General features: G+C 58.9%; 14 protein-coding genes and 1 tRNA gene. 4 read left to right on the forward strand and 11 right to left on the reverse strand.

All coding sequences use genetic code 11. The features are described from left to right. Positions 1–191 precede the first annotated feature (191 nt). The gene (gene glmS / locus G392_RS0106720; RefSeq protein WP_027009631.1) at positions 192–2,033 is read right to left on the reverse strand and encodes a glutamine--fructose-6-phosphate transaminase (isomerizing); all 1,842 of its coding nucleotides are present in this window, start codon (positions 2,031–2,033) and stop codon (positions 192–194) included. Between the two features lie 139 nt (positions 2,034–2,172). Then, positions 2,173–3,693 (reverse strand): acetaldehyde dehydrogenase ExaC, encoded by a 1,521-nt coding sequence (exaC, locus tag G392_RS0106725; protein ID WP_027009632.1) that lies wholly within the window; start codon positions 3,691–3,693, stop codon positions 2,173–2,175. 156 nt (positions 3,694–3,849) lie between these two features. Here exaC and polA point away from each other — a divergent pair, with 156 nt between their 5' ends. Then, positions 3,850–6,594 (forward strand): DNA polymerase I, encoded by a 2,745-nt coding sequence (polA, locus tag G392_RS0106730; protein ID WP_027009633.1) that lies wholly within the window; start codon positions 3,850–3,852, stop codon positions 6,592–6,594. Between the two features lie 55 nt (positions 6,595–6,649). On the opposite strand, the gene G392_RS0106735 is transcribed toward polA, so the two are convergent. From G392_RS0106735 to galU, 6 genes are all read right to left on the reverse strand, one after another. Next, a tRNA-Lys gene (locus G392_RS0106735) sits at positions 6,650–6,725 on the reverse strand. A gap of 49 nt (positions 6,726–6,774) precedes the next feature. Next, complete coding sequence (locus tag G392_RS0106740) at positions 6,775–7,437, reverse strand: NAD(P)H-dependent oxidoreductase (RefSeq protein ID WP_034334652.1); 663 nt, start codon at positions 7,435–7,437, stop codon at positions 6,775–6,777. Between the two features lie 245 nt (positions 7,438–7,682). Further along, a complete protein-coding gene (gene hslO, locus G392_RS0106745; RefSeq protein ID WP_027009635.1) occupies positions 7,683–8,561 on the reverse strand; it encodes an Hsp33 family molecular chaperone HslO in 879 nt (292 codons plus the stop codon). 35 nt (positions 8,562–8,596) lie between these two features. Further along, positions 8,597–9,619, reverse strand: coding sequence for a UDP-N-acetylmuramate dehydrogenase (murB, locus tag G392_RS0106750; RefSeq protein ID WP_027009636.1), 1,023 nt, complete (start codon positions 9,617–9,619; stop codon positions 8,597–8,599). A 91-nt stretch (positions 9,620–9,710) separates the two neighbouring features. Continuing rightward, positions 9,711–10,943, reverse strand: a complete 1,233-nt coding sequence (locus G392_RS13050) for a transferrin-binding protein-like solute binding protein (RefSeq protein ID WP_051255621.1) — start codon at positions 10,941–10,943, stop codon at positions 9,711–9,713. A gap of 150 nt (positions 10,944–11,093) precedes the next feature. Then, on the reverse strand, positions 11,094–11,972 hold the full coding sequence (galU, locus tag G392_RS0106760; protein ID WP_027009637.1) for a UTP--glucose-1-phosphate uridylyltransferase GalU: 879 nt from the start codon (positions 11,970–11,972) through the stop codon (positions 11,094–11,096). Between the two features lie 146 nt (positions 11,973–12,118). Here galU and G392_RS12350 point away from each other — a divergent pair, with 146 nt between their 5' ends. After that, positions 12,119–12,325: a (2Fe-2S)-binding protein gene (locus G392_RS12350; protein ID WP_051255622.1), complete on the forward strand. Its 207-nt coding sequence runs from the start codon at positions 12,119–12,121 to the stop codon at positions 12,323–12,325. A gap of 218 nt (positions 12,326–12,543) precedes the next feature. On the opposite strand, the gene purD is transcribed toward G392_RS12350, so the two are convergent. Genes purD through mnmE form a run of 3 tightly spaced genes read right to left on the reverse strand, consistent with a single transcriptional unit; the run spans position 12,544 to position 16,238 of the window. Beyond that, complete coding sequence (purD, locus tag G392_RS0106770) at positions 12,544–13,818, reverse strand: phosphoribosylamine--glycine ligase (protein ID WP_027009638.1); 1,275 nt, start codon at positions 13,816–13,818, stop codon at positions 12,544–12,546. Between the two features lie 20 nt (positions 13,819–13,838). Continuing rightward, positions 13,839–14,840 (reverse strand): thiamine ABC transporter substrate-binding protein, encoded by a 1,002-nt coding sequence (locus G392_RS0106775; protein ID WP_027009639.1) that lies wholly within the window; start codon positions 14,838–14,840, stop codon positions 13,839–13,841. Positions 14,841–14,879: 39 nt separating this feature from the next. Next, a complete protein-coding gene (mnmE, locus tag G392_RS0106780; RefSeq protein ID WP_027009640.1) occupies positions 14,880–16,238 on the reverse strand; it encodes a tRNA uridine-5-carboxymethylaminomethyl(34) synthesis GTPase MnmE in 1,359 nt (452 codons plus the stop codon). Positions 16,239–16,450: 212 nt separating this feature from the next. Between mnmE and G392_RS0106785 the strand changes: the two genes are divergently transcribed. Continuing rightward, positions 16,451–17,200 carry an electron transfer flavoprotein subunit beta/FixA family protein gene (locus tag G392_RS0106785; RefSeq protein ID WP_027009641.1) on the forward strand — a complete coding sequence of 250 codons (750 nt, stop codon included), beginning with the start codon at positions 16,451–16,453 and terminating at the stop codon, positions 17,198–17,200. Positions 17,201–17,216: 16 nt separating this feature from the next. Further along, positions 17,217–18,155 (forward strand): electron transfer flavoprotein subunit alpha/FixB family protein, encoded by a 939-nt coding sequence (locus G392_RS0106790; protein ID WP_027009642.1) that lies wholly within the window; start codon positions 17,217–17,219, stop codon positions 18,153–18,155. Positions 18,156–18,304: the final 149 nt, after the last annotated feature.

An 18,304-nucleotide genomic window follows, 5' to 3' on the forward strand; every position in this document is an offset into this window, starting at 1 on the left:
CGTTCAAAACCACGCAGCCGTTCAAAACCACGCAGCCGTTCAAAACCACGCAGCCGTTCAAAACCACGCAGCCGTTCAAAACCACGCAGCCGTTCCATACTACTTCAAATCAAATTATCTGTCAAAAAAATTAATTTTTAATTAACAAAACGGTATGGCGTTTTTATTGTGCAACACCATACCGTTCGGTTTTATTCCACCGTAACCGATTTTGCCAAATTGCGTGGTTTGTCCACGTCCGTGCCCCGCGCCAGTGCCGCGTGATACGCCAGCAGTTGTACGGGAATGCTGTGGATAATCGGCGACAATGCGCCCGTGTGGCGCGGGGTGCGAATCAGATGAACGCCCTGCGCCGCTTCAAAATGGCTGTCCAAATCGGTAAACACGAACAGTTCGCCGCCCCGCGCACCGACTTCCTGCATATTGGCTTTGACTTTGTCGAGCAGGGCATCGTTGGGGGCGATGACCACAATCGGCATGTTTTCGTCCACCAGTGCCAAAGGCCCGTGCTTGAGTTCGCCCGCAGGATAGGCTTCGGCGTGGATGTAGGTGATTTCTTTGAGCTTGAGTGCGCCTTCGAGCGCAATCGGGTAGTGGATGCCGCGCCCCAAAAACAAGGCGCTGCTTTTTTGGGCAAATTTTTGCGCCCACGCCGCCACTTGCGGCTCGAGGTTCAGGGCGTGCTGAATGCTGCCCGGCAGTTGGCGCAAGGCTTCGGTGTGGGCGTGTTCGCGTTCGGCATCGATGTGTCCGCGCAGTTTGCCCAGCGTTACCGCCAAGCCGAACAGTACGACCAGTTGGGTGGTAAAGGCTTTGGTGGACGCCACGCCGATTTCCGCGCCCGCACGGGTGTACAGCACCAAGCTGCTGGCACGGGGCAGGGCGGATTCCATGACGTTGCAAACCGACAGTGAGTGGCAGTGTCCGAGCGATTGGGCGTATTTCAGGGCTTCCATCGTGTCGAGCGTTTCGCCGGATTGGGAGATGGTGATGACCAGTTGCTGTGGGTCGGCGATGACATCGCGGTAGCGGTATTCGCTGGCGATTTCTACATCGGTGGGGATTTTGGCGATGCTTTCCAGCCAGTATTTGGCGGTGAGCGCGGCGTAATATGATGTGCCGCAAGCCAAGATTTTGATGCTGTTGATGCTTTGGAACACTTCGCGGGCGTTGCTGCCGAAGTTTTCCGGCACGAAGCCGCCATCGAGAAACACTTCGGCGGTGGCGGCAACGGCTTGGGGCTGCTCGTGGATTTCTTTTTGCATGAAGTGGCTGTAGAGCCCCAGCTCCAGTGATGCGAGCGACAGTTCGGAAGTTTTGACGGCGCGTTCTGCGGCTTCGCCGTTTTTGTCGCACAGGCGCACGATGCCCTGTGTGTTCAGCAGGGCGATGTCGCCATCTTCCAGATAGGCGATGCGGCGGGTGAAGGCGATGACGGCGGAAACATCGGAAGCGATAAAGGTTTCGCCTTCGCCGAAGCCGACCAGCAGGGGGCAGCCCATGCGTGCCACTGCCATGTGTTCGGGACGGTCGCGGCTGATGACGCCGATGGCATACGCGCCGTGAAAGCGGGCGCAGGCTGCTTTCACGGCAGCAAACAGGTCGCCGCCGTTGGCGGTGTATTCGTGATGCACGCTGTGGGCGATGACTTCGGTGTCGGTTTGCGATTCGAAAGCATAGCCCAGTTGTTGCAAACGGGCGCGTTCGGCTTCAAAGTTTTCGATGATGCCGTTATGCACCACCGCAATCAATCCGCCGGAAACGTGCGGGTGGGCATTCGGTTCGGTAACGCCGCCGTGTGTCGCCCAACGGGTATGCCCGATGCCGGTTTGTCCGCACAGTTTTTGCGCTTGGGCGGCGGCTTCCATATTGGCAACGCGCCCGACACGGCGCACGCGGCAGATGCCTTCGGCGGTATGCACGGCAATGCCCGAAGAATCATAACCGCGATATTCCAAACGCTTGAGTCCGTCCGTCAGAAAATCGACCACATTGTTTTGGGGGGCGCGTATCGCGCCGACAATTCCGCACATAGTTGTTCCTCAAAATTCATACCAAGCGGCGCAATTGCCGCACGGTGCTTATTGTAACAGAAGCGGCAAAACAAAAACGATGCTTCATGTGCTGAAGCATCGTTGCCGTATTCAGTAAACATTCAAGTGATGATGCGCTTTAGAAAAAACCGAGCTTATCGGGCGAGTAGCTGACCAGCAAGCATTTGGTTTGTTGGTAGTGTTCCAGCATCATTTTGTGGGTTTCGCGGCCGATGCCCGATTTTTTGTAGCCGCCGAAAGCGGCATGGGCGGGATAAAGGTGGTAGCAGTTTGTCCACACCCGTCCTGCCTGCACGCCGCGACCGATGCGGTAGGCGGTGTTGATGTCGCGGCTCCACACCGCCGCCCCCAAGCCGAACGCGGTATCGTTGGCAATGGCAAGGGCTTCTTCGGCGGTTTTGAACGTGGTTACGGCAACAACGGGCCCGAAAATTTCTTCTTGGAAAATCCGCATGCTGTTTTCGCCTTTGAAAATGGTCGGCTCGATGTAGAAACCGCCCGCCAAATCGCCGCTTTCCTGCCGCGCCGTACCGCCCGCCAGCACCTGTGCGCCTTCTTCTTTGCCCAGCTTCAGATAGCCTTCGATTTTGTCAAACTGCTCTTGGCTTGCCTGTGCGCCCACCATGGTTTCGGTGTCGAGCGGGTCGCCCGCTTTGATGGCTTTGACGCGGGCAACGGCTTTTTCCATGAATTTTTTGTAAATCGACTCCTGCACCAGCACCCGCGAAGGACAGGTACACACTTCGCCCTGATTGAGCGCAAACATGGCAAAGCCTTCCAAGCATTTGTCTAAAAAGGCATCATCTTCGTCCATCACGTCTGCAAAGAAGATGCTGGGGCTTTTGCCGCCCAGCTCCAGCGTGACCGGAATGATGTTTTCCGCCGCATAGCCCATAATCAGCTTGCCGGTACCGGTTTCGCCGGTAAAGGCGACTTTGGCAATACGCGGGTTTTGCGCGAGCGGTTTGCCGCATTCGATGCCGTAGCCGTTGACCACGTTCAGCACGCCCGCCGGCAGCAGGTCGCCGATGATTTCCAGCAGATACAAGATGGACACGGGCGTTTGTTCGGCGGGTTTCAACACGATGCAGTTGCCCGCCGCCAGCGCGGGGGCGATTTTCCACGCCGCCATCAAAATCGGGAAGTTCCAAGGAATGATTTGCCCCACCACGCCCAAAGGCTCGTGGAAGTGGTAGGCAACGGTGTCGTGGTCGATTTCGGAAATGCCGCCTTCTTGGGCGCGAATCACGCCGGCAAAGTAGCGGAAATGGTCGATGGCAAGCGGAATGTCCGCCGCAAGGGTTTCGCGCACGGGCTTGCCGTTTTCCCATGTTTCGGCAACGGCGATTTTTTCCAGATTCTGCTCGATGCGGTCGGCGATTTGCAGCAGAATGCGGCTGCGCTCGGCAACGGAGGTTTTGCCCCATGCGTCTTTGGCGGCGTGCGCGGCATCAAGGGCTTTTTCGATGTCTTCCGCCTGCGAGCGCGGCACTTGGGCAAACGGCTTGCCGGTAATCGGGCTGATGTCGTCAAAATATTCCCCGCCAACGGGCGGAATCCATTGTCCGCCGATGTAGTTTTCATAACGGGTTTTGAATTGCACGATGCTGTCGGGGGTATTGGGGGCTGCGTACTTCATAAATCAGGCTCCTGATGTGTGTGGTTGTGGGCGGTTTGATATTAAAACGCCTGTTGGCACAATGCCAGCCCCTTCGGTTTTTGTGATGCGCGGCATCAACGCGCACAATCATCAAAGACGGGTATAATCGCCGTTTTGATTCCCGCCCCACCCAACATGTCCGCACCCACCCTGCTGCTGGTAGACGGCTCGTCCTATCTTTACCGCGCCTTCTACGCCATGACCCACCTTTCCGCACCGGACGGCACGCCCACCAATGCCGTTTACGGCGTACTCAACATGCTGCGCCGCGCCCGCAGCGAAATCGCCCACGACCACTGCGCCTGCGTGTTTGACGCCAAAGGCAGCAACTTCCGCCACCGTCTTTATCCCGACTACAAAGCCACCCGCCCGCCCATGCCCGACGATTTGCGTCCGCAAGCACAAATGCTGCCCGAACTGGTGCGCCTGCTCGGCTGGACGGTGCTGCAAACCCCCGACGTGGAAGCCGACGACGTAATCGCCACACTGGCAACACAAGCGCAACAACGCGGTTGGCACACCATTATTTCCACCGGCGACAAAGACATGGCGCAATTGGTCAATCCGCACATCACACTGGTCAATACCATGTCGGACGAAACGCTCGACCGCAACGGCGTATATGCCAAATTCGGCGTTTATCCCGAACAGATTGCCGACTATTTGAGCTTGGTCGGCGACAAAGTGGACAACGTGCCGGGTGTGGAAAAATGCGGCCCGAAAACCGCCGCCAAATGGCTGGCACAATACGGCTCATTAGACCAAATCATCGCACACGCCGATGCGTTTGGCGGCAAAATCGGCGAACACCTGCGCGGCGCACTGGCACACCTGCCGCTTGCCAAACAACTGGTGCGGCTGAAAACCGATGTGGACTTACACGCCGAATTGCCCGAAGGCTTGGATAGCCTGCGCCGCCGCGATGCCGATTGGACGGCACTGGCAACACATTTCGAACGGCTCGGCTTCAAAAGCTGGCTCAAAGAAGCCCGCGAACACGGACAGGGAACGGACACGCCCGCCGCACCGTCCGCACCGCCAACGCCCGTACCCGCCCAACCCGTTGCCCATCTGCACTACCGCACCATCACCAACGAACACGATTTCCAAGCCTTATTGCAACGCTTGGCAAACAGCACCCGCATCGGCTTGGACACCGAAACCGACTCTTTGGACGCCATGCGCGCCCGCCTGGTGGGCATCAGCATTGCCTTTGCGGCGGGCGATGCCGCCTACATTCCGCTTGCCCACAACCCCGCGCTCACCGAACACCAGCTCGATGCCGACACCGTATTGCCCGCACTCAAACCGCATTTGGAAAACCCCCAATTGCACAAAATCGGACAAAACCTGAAATACGACCGCCATGTTTTCGCCAACCACGGCATCGGCTTGCAAGGCATTGCCGGCGATGCGATGCTGGCATCGTACATTGTCGAAAGCCACTTGGGACACGGCTTGGACGAATTGGCACAACGCTGGCTCGGGCTGCCCACCGTATCCTACGAAGACCTGTGCGGCAAAGGCGCCAAACAAATCCCCTTTGCCGACGTGCCTTTGCCACAAGCGTCCGACTACGCCTGCCAAGACGCCGATTTCGCCCTGCGCATCGAAACCCACCTGCGCGCGCAAATGGACGCCGCACAACAACACATGTACGAAAACATGGAACTGCCCGTTGCCGAAGTGCTGTTTGCGATGGAGCGTGCGGGCGTGCACATCGACACCCGCGAACTGGCGGCGCAAAGCCGCGATTTGGGGCGCGAGCTGCTGGATTTGGAACAAAAAGCCTATGCGCTGGCAGGTCAGCCCTTCAACCTCAACTCGCCCAAACAGCTTCAGGAAATCCTGTTCCGCCAAATGGGCATTCCCACCAAAGGGCTGAAAAAAACCGCATCGGGCGGCGTGTCCACCAACGAAGCCGTATTGGAACAACTGGCTTTGGACTACCCCCTGCCCAAACTCATCTTGCAGCACCGCAGCGTGGCAAAACTCAAATCCACCTACACCGACAAACTGCCGGAAATGGTGTCGCCGCACACGGGGCGCGTCCACACCACCTACGCCCAAGCCGTCGCCATCACCGGCAGGCTTGCCAGCAGCAACCCCAATTTGCAAAACATTCCCGTACGCACCGAAGCGGGACGGCGGGTGCGCCGCGCCTTTACCGCACCTGCGGGCTTTATCATGGTGTCGGCAGACTACTCGCAAATCGAATTGCGCATCATGGCGCATTTGAGCGGCGATGCCACACTGCTGGAAGCCTTCCGCAAGGGCGAAGACATCCACCGCCGCACCGCCGCCGAAGTGTTCGGCATTGCCCCCGAACAGGTCGGCACGGAACAGCGCCGTTATGCCAAAACCATCAATTTCGGCTTGATTTACGGCATGGGGCAATACGGCTTGGCAAAAGCCTTGGGCATCGACAATTTGTCGGCAAAAAATTTCATCGAGCGTTATTTCGCCCGTTATACGGGCGTGGCAGACTATATGCGGCGCACCAAAGAACAGGCCGCCGAACAAGGCTATGTGCAAACCCTGTTCGGCAGACGGCTGTATCTGCCCGACATCCGCAGCCGCAACGCCGTTGCCCGCGCCGCCGCCGAACGCGCCGCCATCAACGCCCCCATGCAAGGCACGGCTTCCGACCTGATGAAACGCGCCATGATTGCCGTACACCGTTGGCTGGGCGAACACAGCCCCGCCAGCCTGACGGTGATGCAGGTACACGATGAATTGGTGCTGCAAGTGCCCGAAGCGGAGCAAGAACGCGTGTGTGCCGAACTGCCGCACCTGATGGCACAGGCGGGCGCGGACGTGCTGGACGTGCCTTTGACGGCGCAAGTGGGCGCGGGCGCGGATTGGGAAGCGGCGCACTGACCTGCCGCAGCAAAAGAAACAAGCCCGAACGGAACACCGTTCGGGCTTGAAAATGTGGTGGGTCGTGAGCGATTCGAACGCTCGACCAACGGATTAAAAGTCCGCTGCTCTACCAGCTGAGCTAACGACCCGAAAGCCGAGACTATACGCGCCGCCGTTTCGTTTGTCAAGATTTTTTTGTCAAACCCATGCCACGATGTCGTCAAGGCTTTGGCGGGTTTTCGGGCGCGGCGGGTCGGCGCGGTAGCCGAACGCCGCCATCACGGCGAGTTTGAACGTGCCGCCGTCATACACGCCGCGTTCTGCCAAAGCACGGTTGAGCGTTTCCAAAGGAAAGCCTTCCACGGCAGTGGCATCGATGCCTGCGGCTTGCGCCGCCGTCAGCATATTGCCCAAAGCAATGTAGCACTGTTTGCACGCCCAATCGTAAAAGCTGCGCGGCTCGTGCGGATACAGAGCGAAATCCTGTTCGCAAAAGGTGCGGTAACGCTCGCGGCGGGCTTCGGCAGCTTCGCGGGCGATGCCGTGTACGTTTTGCATCATGTGCATGATGTAGGGCGCGTCTGCGTGCAGGGTGTTTGCCAAACGCGCCAAAATCAGCACAAAATGGCTGCACGCGCCGATTTTGTCTTTCGCGCCCCATGCGTGCGTGCCAATCAGTTGGCGCAATTCGGGGCTTTGCACCACCACAAAACGCCACGGCTCAAAGCCGAACGAGCTGGGCGAAAGCCGCGCCGCTTCCAGCAAAAAGGCAAAATCGTCATCGCTGACGGTGCGGGCAGGGTCGTATTGTTTGCAGGTGGAGCGGGTTTGCAGCAGGTGCAGCAGGTTTTGTTTGTCCATACGGTTTTCCTGTGTGTGGTGGTTGGCGGATTCGCTGATGGTGCGCCCTTGGGGCGTGTCATCAATTGACCGAAAAATCCCTGCACCGTCATTCCCGCGCAGGCGGGAAGCCAAAACAAATTTCAAAAAGCATTGATAAAACATCGCTTCACAAACATCAGACAGTGGATTCCCGCATTCGCGGGAATGACGGCGTTTTTGTATTATGCTGATTTATAGCATAAAAGTTTAATTGATGACACGCCCTAAACCATGTTGCGCATGGCTTGCGCCGCCGCCAGCACGTCTGTGCCGAACAGCGCGTCCGCATCGGCTTGGTCGAAGGTGTAACGTTCGCCGCAAAAATCGCAGTCTACGCCAATCGAGCCTTCCGTGCCGATGGCATCGCCCACTTCTTTGCAGCCGAGCAGCAACAGCATGTCCGCCACTTTGCTGCGCGAGCAGGTGCAGGCAAATTCCAGCTCTTCGGCGGGAAACAGGCGCGGCGGGGTTTGGTGGAACAGGCGGTACAGCAGGGCTTCGGTGTTTAAATCATGCAATTCCTGCCGGCTCAGTGTTTGCGCGGGCGCAAGCACTTCCGCCCATGCGTCTTCGCTGCCGGCGGGCAAACGCTGCAACAAAAAGCCGTTGGCGCGGTGTTCGTCTGCGGTCAAAACGATGTGGGTGTCGATTTGTTGGGAATGGCGCATGTAGGCGCTCAGCATTTGGGCGATGTTGTCGCCGTCAAGGGGGACAATGCCCTGCCACGCTTCGCCCTGACGCGGTTGGACGGTGATGGCGCAGATGCCGTCTTTGCCGAGCAGGTCGCTCAGGCGGGCATCACGGGCAATGTCGGCGTGTTCGTCCCAACGGGCGGTGGCGCGGCAGGTTTGCCCGCAAGCGGCTTCGGCAACCAGCATTTTCAATGCGCCCGTGCCTTGCACCTGAATGGTGAGGGTGCTGTCGGATTTCAAATCTTCGGCGAGCAGGGCGGCGGCGGCAAGCAGTTCGCCCAAAGCGCGGCGGACGGCGGGCGGGTAGTTTTTGCGTTGCAGAATGTGCTGCCACACCACGTTCAGGCGCACGTGCAAACCGCGCGCGGGGTGGTGGTCAAACAAAAAACGGCAGCGTTGGTCTTGGTTCATGTCTGTTCCTTGAGTTTTTTAAATAAGGCAATTGATTATAAAATATTCGGCTCGGGAACAAGCACCACGCCGAAACGCTCGCGCACCGTTTCGCACACCAGCGCCGACAATGCCAGTACGTCTGCCGCGCCCGCGCCGCCGCGATTGACCAACACCAGCGCCTGACGGTCGTGTACCGCCGCGCCGCCGATTTGCCGCCCTTTCAGCCCGCAACGGTCAATCAGCCAGCCTGCCGCCAGTTTGACCGTGCCGTCCGGCTGGGGATACACGGGCATGTCGCCGAAGCGTTGGCGCAGGTCGTCTGCCCGTGCTTTGTCCACAATCGGGTTTTTGTAGAAGCTGCCGACATTGCCCGTGTCATCGGGATCGGGCAGCTTGCTGCGGCGGATGGCGCACACCGCTTCCGATACGTCGGCGGCAGTCGGCGCACGCGTGCCGCAGCGTTGTGCCAACACCGCCGCCAAATCGCCGTAGCCCGCATTCGGGCAAAAATCCCGCTTCAGGGCAAACACCACCGACACAATCACATAACGCCCCTTGCCCGCCTGTTTGAACAGGCTTTCGCGGTAGGCGAAGGCGCACGCCTCCCGCCCCAAACGCACAAATTTTTGCGTTGCCAAATCAAAGCAATGCACATGGTCGATACAATCTTTCACTTCCACCCCGTACGCGCCGATGTTCTGCACGGGCGCTGCCCCGACCGTGCCCGGAATCAGGCTCAGGTTTTCCAAGCCGCACCAGCCTTCGCGCACGGTGTGCAACACAAAATCGTGCCACACTTCGCCCGCTTGCGCTTCCACCAGCACCGTATTGCCCTGCTCCGACAGCACGCGGATGCCCTTGTTGGCGATTTTCACCACCAAGCCCCGATAATCGCGGGTAAACAGAATATTGCTGCCGCCGCCGAGCCACAGCACCGTTTGGCGGTCAAACTCGGGCAGGGCGCAGATTTCGGGCAACCGCGCCGCATCGTCCAGCACACAAAAATGCGCGGCACGGGCGGGCAGGCGGAAGGTGGAACAGTTTTGCAAATCGTATTCGGAGCAAATCGTTATCATGATGCATTCGCAGAAAAACAAAAACGGATTATCCCATCTGCACGCTTGGCGGTACAGATGGGATAATGGCTGAACCTACGGCGGGGCAGGCTTATTCTTTCGCCGCACCGAATGTGCCGTGGCTGGTGCCGTTGATGTAAATGCCGGTCAGTTCTTCGGCATTGTCGCCGTGGAACGTGCCTTCCATAATCGCACCCGCTTCTCCCAAAGCGGAATCCTTGCCGCCGAAACGGTAGGGGTCGGTATCGCTGTAATCGGCTTTTTTGCCAAACGTGCCTTTCAAATTGATTTTGAAATCGGGGTTGTTTTCGTCCTTAATCGTGCCGACTACGGTTTTGTTGCCAAAATTAACGAAAAATTCGGACTGCACGGGAACGGGTTTGACCGATAAGGCGGATTTGACGCCTTCTTGCGCGGTTGCCAAGCCTTGTCGGGCGCCGTTCAGGGCATCTGCCGCCGTTTGCAAATTGCTATGGGCGCGACCGAGTTCGGTTTCGGCTGCCGCAATGGCAACGGCATCACCGCCCAGTTTGGCATTTTCCACTGCCGTTACTGCGCCTTCCCAAGCGGCATACGCGCCTTTGACATTGTTTTCGGCATTGTCAAGCTGTTGTCTGCGTTCTTGTAAAAATGCTGCCGCATTAAAATACGGTGCGGCTTCCACATGCAGGGCTTTGCCTGTGTATTTGATTTCTTTGTCGATTGCGCCTTTGGCTTCGGTCATTTGTTTGATTTTGTCTTCGGGTGTGGCATCGCCGACCGTCAGGGTGTGGCGTTTTTCGTATTCATCGTATATTTCGCCGTAGCGGGCGTGCTTGAGATGGGTGCCAATCATGCGCCACGAGTTGCTCGGGTCTTGATGGTAGGGTGCGGTACTGGTACCGGTATAGATTTTTTCGTTGCTGCCTTCATAAAAGCCGTCTTCTTTACCGTCTGCGGCATCGCCTTTGCCGGTGGGTATCAATTGGATAACGCGCCCTTCGATTTCCACCGCCTCCATGCTTTTCGACAACTTCCAATCGCCGTGCGCAGGAACAAATTTTCCTGCCTGTTCGGAAGCGGGATTCACGTCCAAAGAGGCGTGCAAGCCGGCAAGTACTTTGATTGCGGGCGCGCTGCCGCCGGTGCTGCTGCCGGATTGGTTGCCCGCAGACGAAGAAGCGCCGGTGTTGTTGGCAGAACTGCCGCCCGCAGACGCACCGCCCTTGCCGCCACTGCTTCCGCCACTGCCTGTGGTAATCACACCGCTTCCGCCGCCGCCACTGCCGCAAGCCGCCAATCCGAACACTGCCGTTACCAAAACGGCGGTAAGTTTTTTATCCATATCACATGCTCCTGAGAGTTTTGTTTTGAAACCGCCGCAAAGGCAGGTGCGTGATTCTAACACAGCTTGTTCGCGGCAAAGCATTTTTTCGTGCCGCAAGCCGTCCGCGCCCGCACCTGTGTGGCATTTGCGGCGCACCTTGCCAAGCGCTTATTGTTCCGCCGCGTAACGGCGCAGCAGTTCGCGGAACGCCGCGCCCGTTTCGGGGTGTTTCAAGCCGTAGGCGAGCGTGGCTTCCAGATAGCCGATTTTGCTGCCGCAGTCGTAGCGCGTGCCGGTAAAGGCGTGTGCCAGCACGGGTTCGTATTCCAGCAGCTTGGCGATGCCGTCGGTAAGCTGGATTTCGTTGCCCGCGCCGCGCCCCAAGCCCGCCAGCAGCTCAAAAATGCGCGGGGTCAGCACATAACGCCCCACCACCGCCAAATCCGAAGGCGCGTCTTCGGGCTTGGGCTTTTCCACAATGCTGCGTACGCGTTGGCACTGCTGCCAATCCGCCACTTCGACAATGCCGTAGGAAGCGGTTTGGCTCGGCTCGACCGTTTCCACCCCCAACACGCTCGCGCCCGTTGCCCGATACACGTCCACCATTTGTTTCAATGCCCCTTGCGGCGCGTCAATCAGGTCGTCTGCCAGCACCACCGCAAACGGTTCGTTGTTTACCGCCGCTTGGGCGCACAGCACCGCATGCCCCAAGCCCAAGGCTTCCGCCTGACGGATGTACAGGCAGGTAATGCCTGCGGGCAAAATGTTTTGTACCGTTTCCAGCAGCGTGTGTTTTTCGCGCAATGCCAATTCGGTTTCCAATTCGTAGGCTTTGTCGAAATGGTCTTCGATGCTGCGTTTGCTGCGTCCGGTAACAAAGATGATTTCATGGCAACCTGCGGCAACCGCTTCTTCCACGGCATACTGAATCAACGGTTTATCCACAATCGGCAACATTTCTTTCGGGCTGGCTTTGGTGGCGGGCAAAAAGCGCGTGCCCATTCCGGCAACGGGAAAAACGGCTTTTCTGATGGTGCGGGTGTGCATGATGCAGGCTCCTGAAACAAAAACGCCCATTGTATCAGCATTACCCGCCGCAACAAAAACCCCCATGCCCCTTGCGGCTCGAAATAAACAGTATTATCATTACACGCACACCCCGTCTCTAAAACTGTCGGAAAAAGGAACGCGCCATGTACGTTTGTATCTGCAATGCGGTTACCGACCGCCAAATCCAAGACACTGTTGCCGCAGGTGCGGCGTCGTTAAACGATTTGCAAGACCGTTTGGGGGTGGCAAGCTGTTGCGGCTGTTGTGCCGATTTGGCGGTGTCGTTTTTAAACGGCAGCGCGGGCATGGGGCAGACGGTGTGCCATATGGGCTGTGCCGAAGCCGTGTGAGCGATATGATTGAAATGCTTTTTCCATACAGCGTTGGCTCGCCTTGCCGTATTGTCCATGCTGTCTGCGGCTCGCCGCCTTTTCTGAAAAATAAATCATTTCAACTATATTAAAAAACCGTATCTGTGCAGATACGGTTTTTTGTTTGGCGGAAAAATGACGGTTTTTTATACCCGACCGGTTTTCATAAGAAAGATTCAGATGACGGCACACCCCAATCAGCGCGGCAGGGCTTTGCCGGCAATGTCGCGGCGGTACTGCATGCCGGTGAAGCGGATTTTTCCGGCAGCGCGGTAGGCTTGGGCTTGGGCGGCGGCGGCATCGTCGCCCAAACCGACCACGCACAACACGCGTCCGCCGTCGCTGACGGTTTGCCCTTGTCCGTTTTGGCGGGTGCCGGCGTGGAACACTTTTCCGCCTGCGGCGGCGGCTTCGTCCAAGCCTTCAATCGGGTCGCCTTTGCGCGGCTGCTGCGGGTAGCCTTCGGCGGCAAGCACCACGCCGACTGCGGTTTGTGTTTTCCATTGTGCGGACGCGCCGTCCAGTTTGCCCGCCAAGGCGCTTTGTACCAGTTCGGCAAAGTCGCTGTCCAAACGGCTCAATACGGGCTGGGTTTCGGGGTCGCCGAAACGGCAGTTAAATTCGATGGTGTGCGGTGCGCCCGTGTCGTCAATCATCAGTCCGGCATAGAGAAATCCGGTAAACGGTGTGCCTTCCGCCCGCATGCCGCGCACGGCCGGCAAGATGATTTCGTCCATCACGCGGCGGTGGACGGCGGGGGAAACCACAGGCGCGGGGCTGTACGCGCCCATGCCGCCGGTATTGGGGCCCTTGTCGCCGTCCAGCAGGCGTTTGTGGTCTTGGCTGGACGCCATCGGCAACACGTTTTCGCCATCGCACATGACGATGAAGCTGGCTTCTTCGCCTTGCAGAAAGTCCTCAATCACCACGCGCGCGCCCGCGCCGCCCATGCTGCCGCCCAGCAGCATGTCGTTCACGGCACGGACGGCTTCGTCCACGCTTTGGGCAACCACCACGCCTTTGCCCGCCGCCAAGCCGTCTGCCTTAATCACAATCGGCGCACCTTTGCGGCGTACGTAGTCGCAAGCGGCGGCGGCATCGGTAAAGGTTTGGTGGGCGGCGGTGGGAATATTGTGGCGCAGCATGAAGGCTTTGGCAAAATCTTTCGAGCTTTCCAACTGTGCCGCCGCACGGGTCGGGCCGAAAACCGCCAAACCCGCCGCACGGAAATCATCAACAATGCCCGCCGCCAAGGGCGCTTCCGGCCCGACCACGGTAAAGGCGATGTTTTCCCTGCGGCAAAAATCCGCCAATTCATCGTGTTTGCCCAAAGCGAGGTTGCACACCTTCGCTTCCTGCGCCGTCCCCGCATTGCCCGGCGCGACAAATACGGTGTCCACTTTGGGCGACTGCGCCAGCTTCCATGCCAAAGCGTGTTCGCGACCGCCGCCGCCGATGACCAAAATCTTCATTTTGCTTCCTTTTGCTCAAATTATCTCAAAACGGTTTTCGTCCAACGCGCCACCCACGTTTTGCGGTTGTCGGCAATACGCCGGTCGTTGGGCGACCAGTGCCGGTGCGGCACGGACGCGTGTTTCATCACGGCGGGAAGTGGGGTGCCCGACACGGCGGGATACACCCACATCGCCGTCGGCACGGCTGCCTGCACATCGGGGCTGTGCAGGTATTGCACCAGCTTTTCCGCCAATTGCGGCACTTTCGCCCCCTTCAGCACCGCCGCGCCTTCAATCTGGCGGTACACCCCGCCTTCCAAAAACAAATTGCCCATATTCGGCGCAGACAATTTGCCCTTGCTGTAAAACACTTCCGCCGCAGGGCTGCTGGCATAGCCCACCATAATCGGACGCGAACCGCCGTTGAGCGAAAACTCGGTATTGTAGGCTTCCGACCAGCCTTTGGTGATTTTCACCCCGTTGCGGCGCATCTGCGCCCACCATGCAAATGCCTTGTTTTCGCCCAAACCGCCGATGTTCGCCAGCAGAAACGCCATGCCCGGCGTGGACGTGCCGGGGTGCGGCACCACCGTCAAATCCTTGTATTGCGGCAAAGTCAAATCATGCAGACTTTTGGGCAGGGGCAGCTTTTTCTGCGCGAACCACTGCTTGTCGTAATTGAGCGCGACAAAGCCGTAGTCCACCGCCAGCATGCCGGGCAGCTTCACCACCGTGTCCGCCCCCGCAGGCTGGCGCGCCGCCAAAATGCCCGCCGTACGCGCCTTGTCGGCATTGCCGTTGTCCAAGCCGTACACCGCATCGGCAATCGGCTTGCTTTTGGTGAGAATCAAACGGTTGAGCAGCTCATTGCCGTCTCCCGCCTTCACCTGCACGATTTTGGCATCGTGTTCCTGCTCGAAACGCACCAACAGGGCTTTGGGCAGCTCGAAGCTGTCGTGTACGGCAAGGCGCACTTCCACGGGCGCGGCACGGACGGCCGGTACGGTCAGCAGCGACAACAGCAGCAGGGTTTTCAACAGTTTCATCATGATTCCTTTGCGTTTTGATGGAAAAGGGGATTATTTGCCGATGCAAAAACGGCTGAAAATCACGCCGAGCAGGTCGTCGGCGGTAAATTCGCCGGTGATTTCGTTGCAGGCGTTTTGTGCCAAACGCAGGTGTTCGGCAAGCAGTTCGGCGTTTGCGCCGGCACCGGCAAGCGCGGCGGCGTGCGCCAGCTCGTCATCGGCACGGGCAAGCGCGTCCAAATGGCGGCTGCGGGCGAGAAACAGCCCTTCGCTCTGCCCCTGCCAGCCGATTTGCCGCAACAGGGTGTGTTTGAGCAAGTCCAAGCCCGCGCCGGTTTTGGCGGACAAGCCCACCACCGCCGCTGCGCCGCACACGCTGCCGCTTCCGTCTGCCACAAACGGCGCTTCGCCGCGCAAGTCGCATTTGTTGCGGATTTCCACGCGCACCAATTCGGGCGGAAGCTGATGCAGGGTGAGGGCGAGGGTGTCGTTGATGCCTTCTTGCGGATCAATCAGCACCAGTGCGATGTCTGCCTGTGCCAATGCCTGACGGCTGCGCCCGATGCCGATTTGTTCGACTCGGTCGCCGGTTTCGCGCAGCCCTGCGGTGTCGGTGATGCGGACGGGTATGCCGTCCAAAGTGATTTGTTCGCGCACGGTGTCGCGGGTGGTGCCGGCAATGTCGGTAACGATGGCGACTTCTTCGCCCGCCAGTGCGTTGAGCAGGCTGGATTTGCCGACATTCGGCGCACCCGCCAGCACCACCTGTACGCCCTCGCGCAGCATCGCGCCCTGCGCTGCTTGGGCGCGGACGGCGGCGACCCGCGCCCGCAAGTCCGCCACTTGTGCGGCGATGTCCAGCTCTGCCAAAAAATCAATGTCTTCTTCGGGAAAATCCAAAGCGGCTTCCACCAGCATGCGCACATGCACCAAGCCGTCCGCCAAGCTGCGGATGTGTTGTGAAAACGCGCCTTTGAGCGAGCGCACTGCCATGCGGGCGGCGGCGCGGCTGTCGGCGTCAATCAGGTCGGCAACGCTTTCCGCCTGTGCCAAATCCAGTTTGCCGTTTAAAAACGCCCTTTGGCTGAACTCGCCCGGCCGCGCCACCCGCGCCCCCAGTGCCAAGCAGCGCGCCAACAGCATCTGCATCACCACCGTACCGCCGTGTCCGTGCAGTTCCAATATGTCTTCGCCGGTAAAGCTGGCGGGCGCGGGAAAATACAGCAGCAGTCCGTTGTCGAGGGCTTCACCGTTTTCGTCTAAAAAATCGGTGTGCAGGGCGGTGCGCGGTTGGGGCGTTTTGCCGCACAAGGCGCGGGCAAAGGGCAGCAGGTTTTTGCCCGACACGCGGACGATGCCCACCCCGCCGCGTCCGGCGGCGGTGGCGATGGCGGCAATGGTTTGGCTCATGGCAGGGTGCGGCTGATAAAAACGCCGCGATTATAACCGAGAAACCCGCCCGATGACACGGACGCGCCGTTTGCGCCGCGCCCGAATAGTTTTCCTGCTCCAATCTGTTCAAGCAGGGGCGTTTGCATTAGAATAGCGCGGATTGTCCGACACATCAAAAGGGCTTGGGGCGCAAGTTGCCAAGCAAACCAAAAAGAAAAGGAACTGAAATAATGAAGATTCTGGTTGCCGTCAAACGGGTGGTGGATTTCAACGTCAAAGTCCGCGTCCTGCCCGACGGCTCTGACGTGGACACCGGCAATGTGAAAATGTCGATGAACCCCTTTGACGAAATCGCGGTGGAAGAAGCGGTGCGCCTGAAAGAAGCGGGCAAGGCAAGCGAAATTGTGGCGGTTTCCATCGGCGGCAAAAAATGCGAAGACACCTTGCGCACCGCCTTGGCAATGGGCGCCGACCGCGCCCTGCACATCGAAACAGACGTCCCCGCCATCGAGCCTTTGGCGGTGGCGAAACTGCTGGCACAGGTGGCGCGGCAGGAACAGGCAAAGCTGATACTGTTGGGCAAACAGGCGATTGACGACGATGCCAACCAAACCGCGCAAATGCTCGCCGCCCTGCTCAACGCCCCGCAAGCCACCTTTGCCGGCAAAATCGATATCGGCACAGACGAAATCACCGTCGTCCGCGAAATCGACGGCGGTACGGAAACGCTGGCATTGCGTCTGCCGGCGGTGGTCAGCACCGATTTGCGCCTGAACGAACCGCGCTTCGTCAAACTGCCCAACCTGATGCAGGCAAAGAAAAAACCGCTCGAAAAAAGCACCCCCGCCGACTGGGGCGCAGACATCAGCCCGCGTCTGCACACCCTGTCCTATGCCGAACCGCAACCGCGCCAAGCCGGCGTGAAAGTGGCAAACGTTGCCGAGCTGGTATCGGCACTCAAAGCCGCCAAAGCCATTTGAACCAAGGAGCAACACGATGACAACCCTCGTTTTGGCAGAACACGACGGTCAAACCCTGCAAGCCGCCACACGCAACGCCATCAGTGCCGCAGCGCGTTTGGGCGCGGTGGACGTACTGGTTGCCGGCGACAACGTGCGCGGCGTGGCGCAAGCGGCGGCAAACATTGCCCACGTCCGCACCGTATTGTTGGCGCAAGCACCGCACTACGCCCACCAACTTGCCGAAGAAATCGCCCCTTTGCTGGTGTCGCTGGCAGAACCGTATGACCATTTGGCGGCGGCGGCAGGCAGCTTCGGCAAAAACATCATGCCCCGCGCCGCCGCCCTGCTCAACTGCCCGCAGATTTCCGATTTGACCGAAATCATCGCTGCCGACACCTTCGTGCGCCCGATTTACGCAGGCAACGTTTTGGCAACCGTACGCAATCCGGGTGGCAAACTGGTGCTGACCTTCCGTGCCAGCGCCTTCGATGCCGCCGCCGACACAGGCGGCAGTGCCGACATCCGCGAAGTCCCCGCCACCGCCGCCCAAAACCTCAGTCGCTTCGTGCGCCGCGACCTGACCGAATCCGAACGCCCCGAGCTCACCCAAGCCAAAGTAGTGGTGTCGGGCGGACGCGGCTTGGGCAGTGCCGAACAGTTTGACGCACTGATGACCCCGTTGGCAGACACGCTTGGTGCCGCCATCGGCGCATCGCGGGCGGCGGTGGACGCAGGCTACGCCCCCAACGACTACCAAGTCGGACAAACCGGCAAAATCGTTGCCCCCGAGCTGTACATTGCCGTAGGCGTATCAGGCGCGATTCAGCATCTGGCGGGCATGCAGGGCAGCAAAACCGTGGTGGCGATTAACAAAGACCCCGATGCGCCGATTTTCGCCGTTGCCGATTACGGACTGGTCGGCGACCTGTTCGAGCTTGTGCCGCAGCTTACCGATGCCCTGAAGCAGGTCTAGGGCGTGTCATCATTTAATTTTTCATGAAAATCAGCACAATATAAAAACCGCCGTCATTCACGCAAATGCGGGAATCCACTGTACGATGCTTGGCAAACGATGTTTTATCAAGGTTTGTCGTGCTTCGATTTGGATTCCCGCCTACGTGG

The sequence above is a fragment of the Conchiformibius kuhniae DSM 17694 genome (assembly GCF_000428785.1).
Lineage (GTDB): Bacteria > Pseudomonadota > Gammaproteobacteria > Burkholderiales > Neisseriaceae > Conchiformibius > Conchiformibius kuhniae.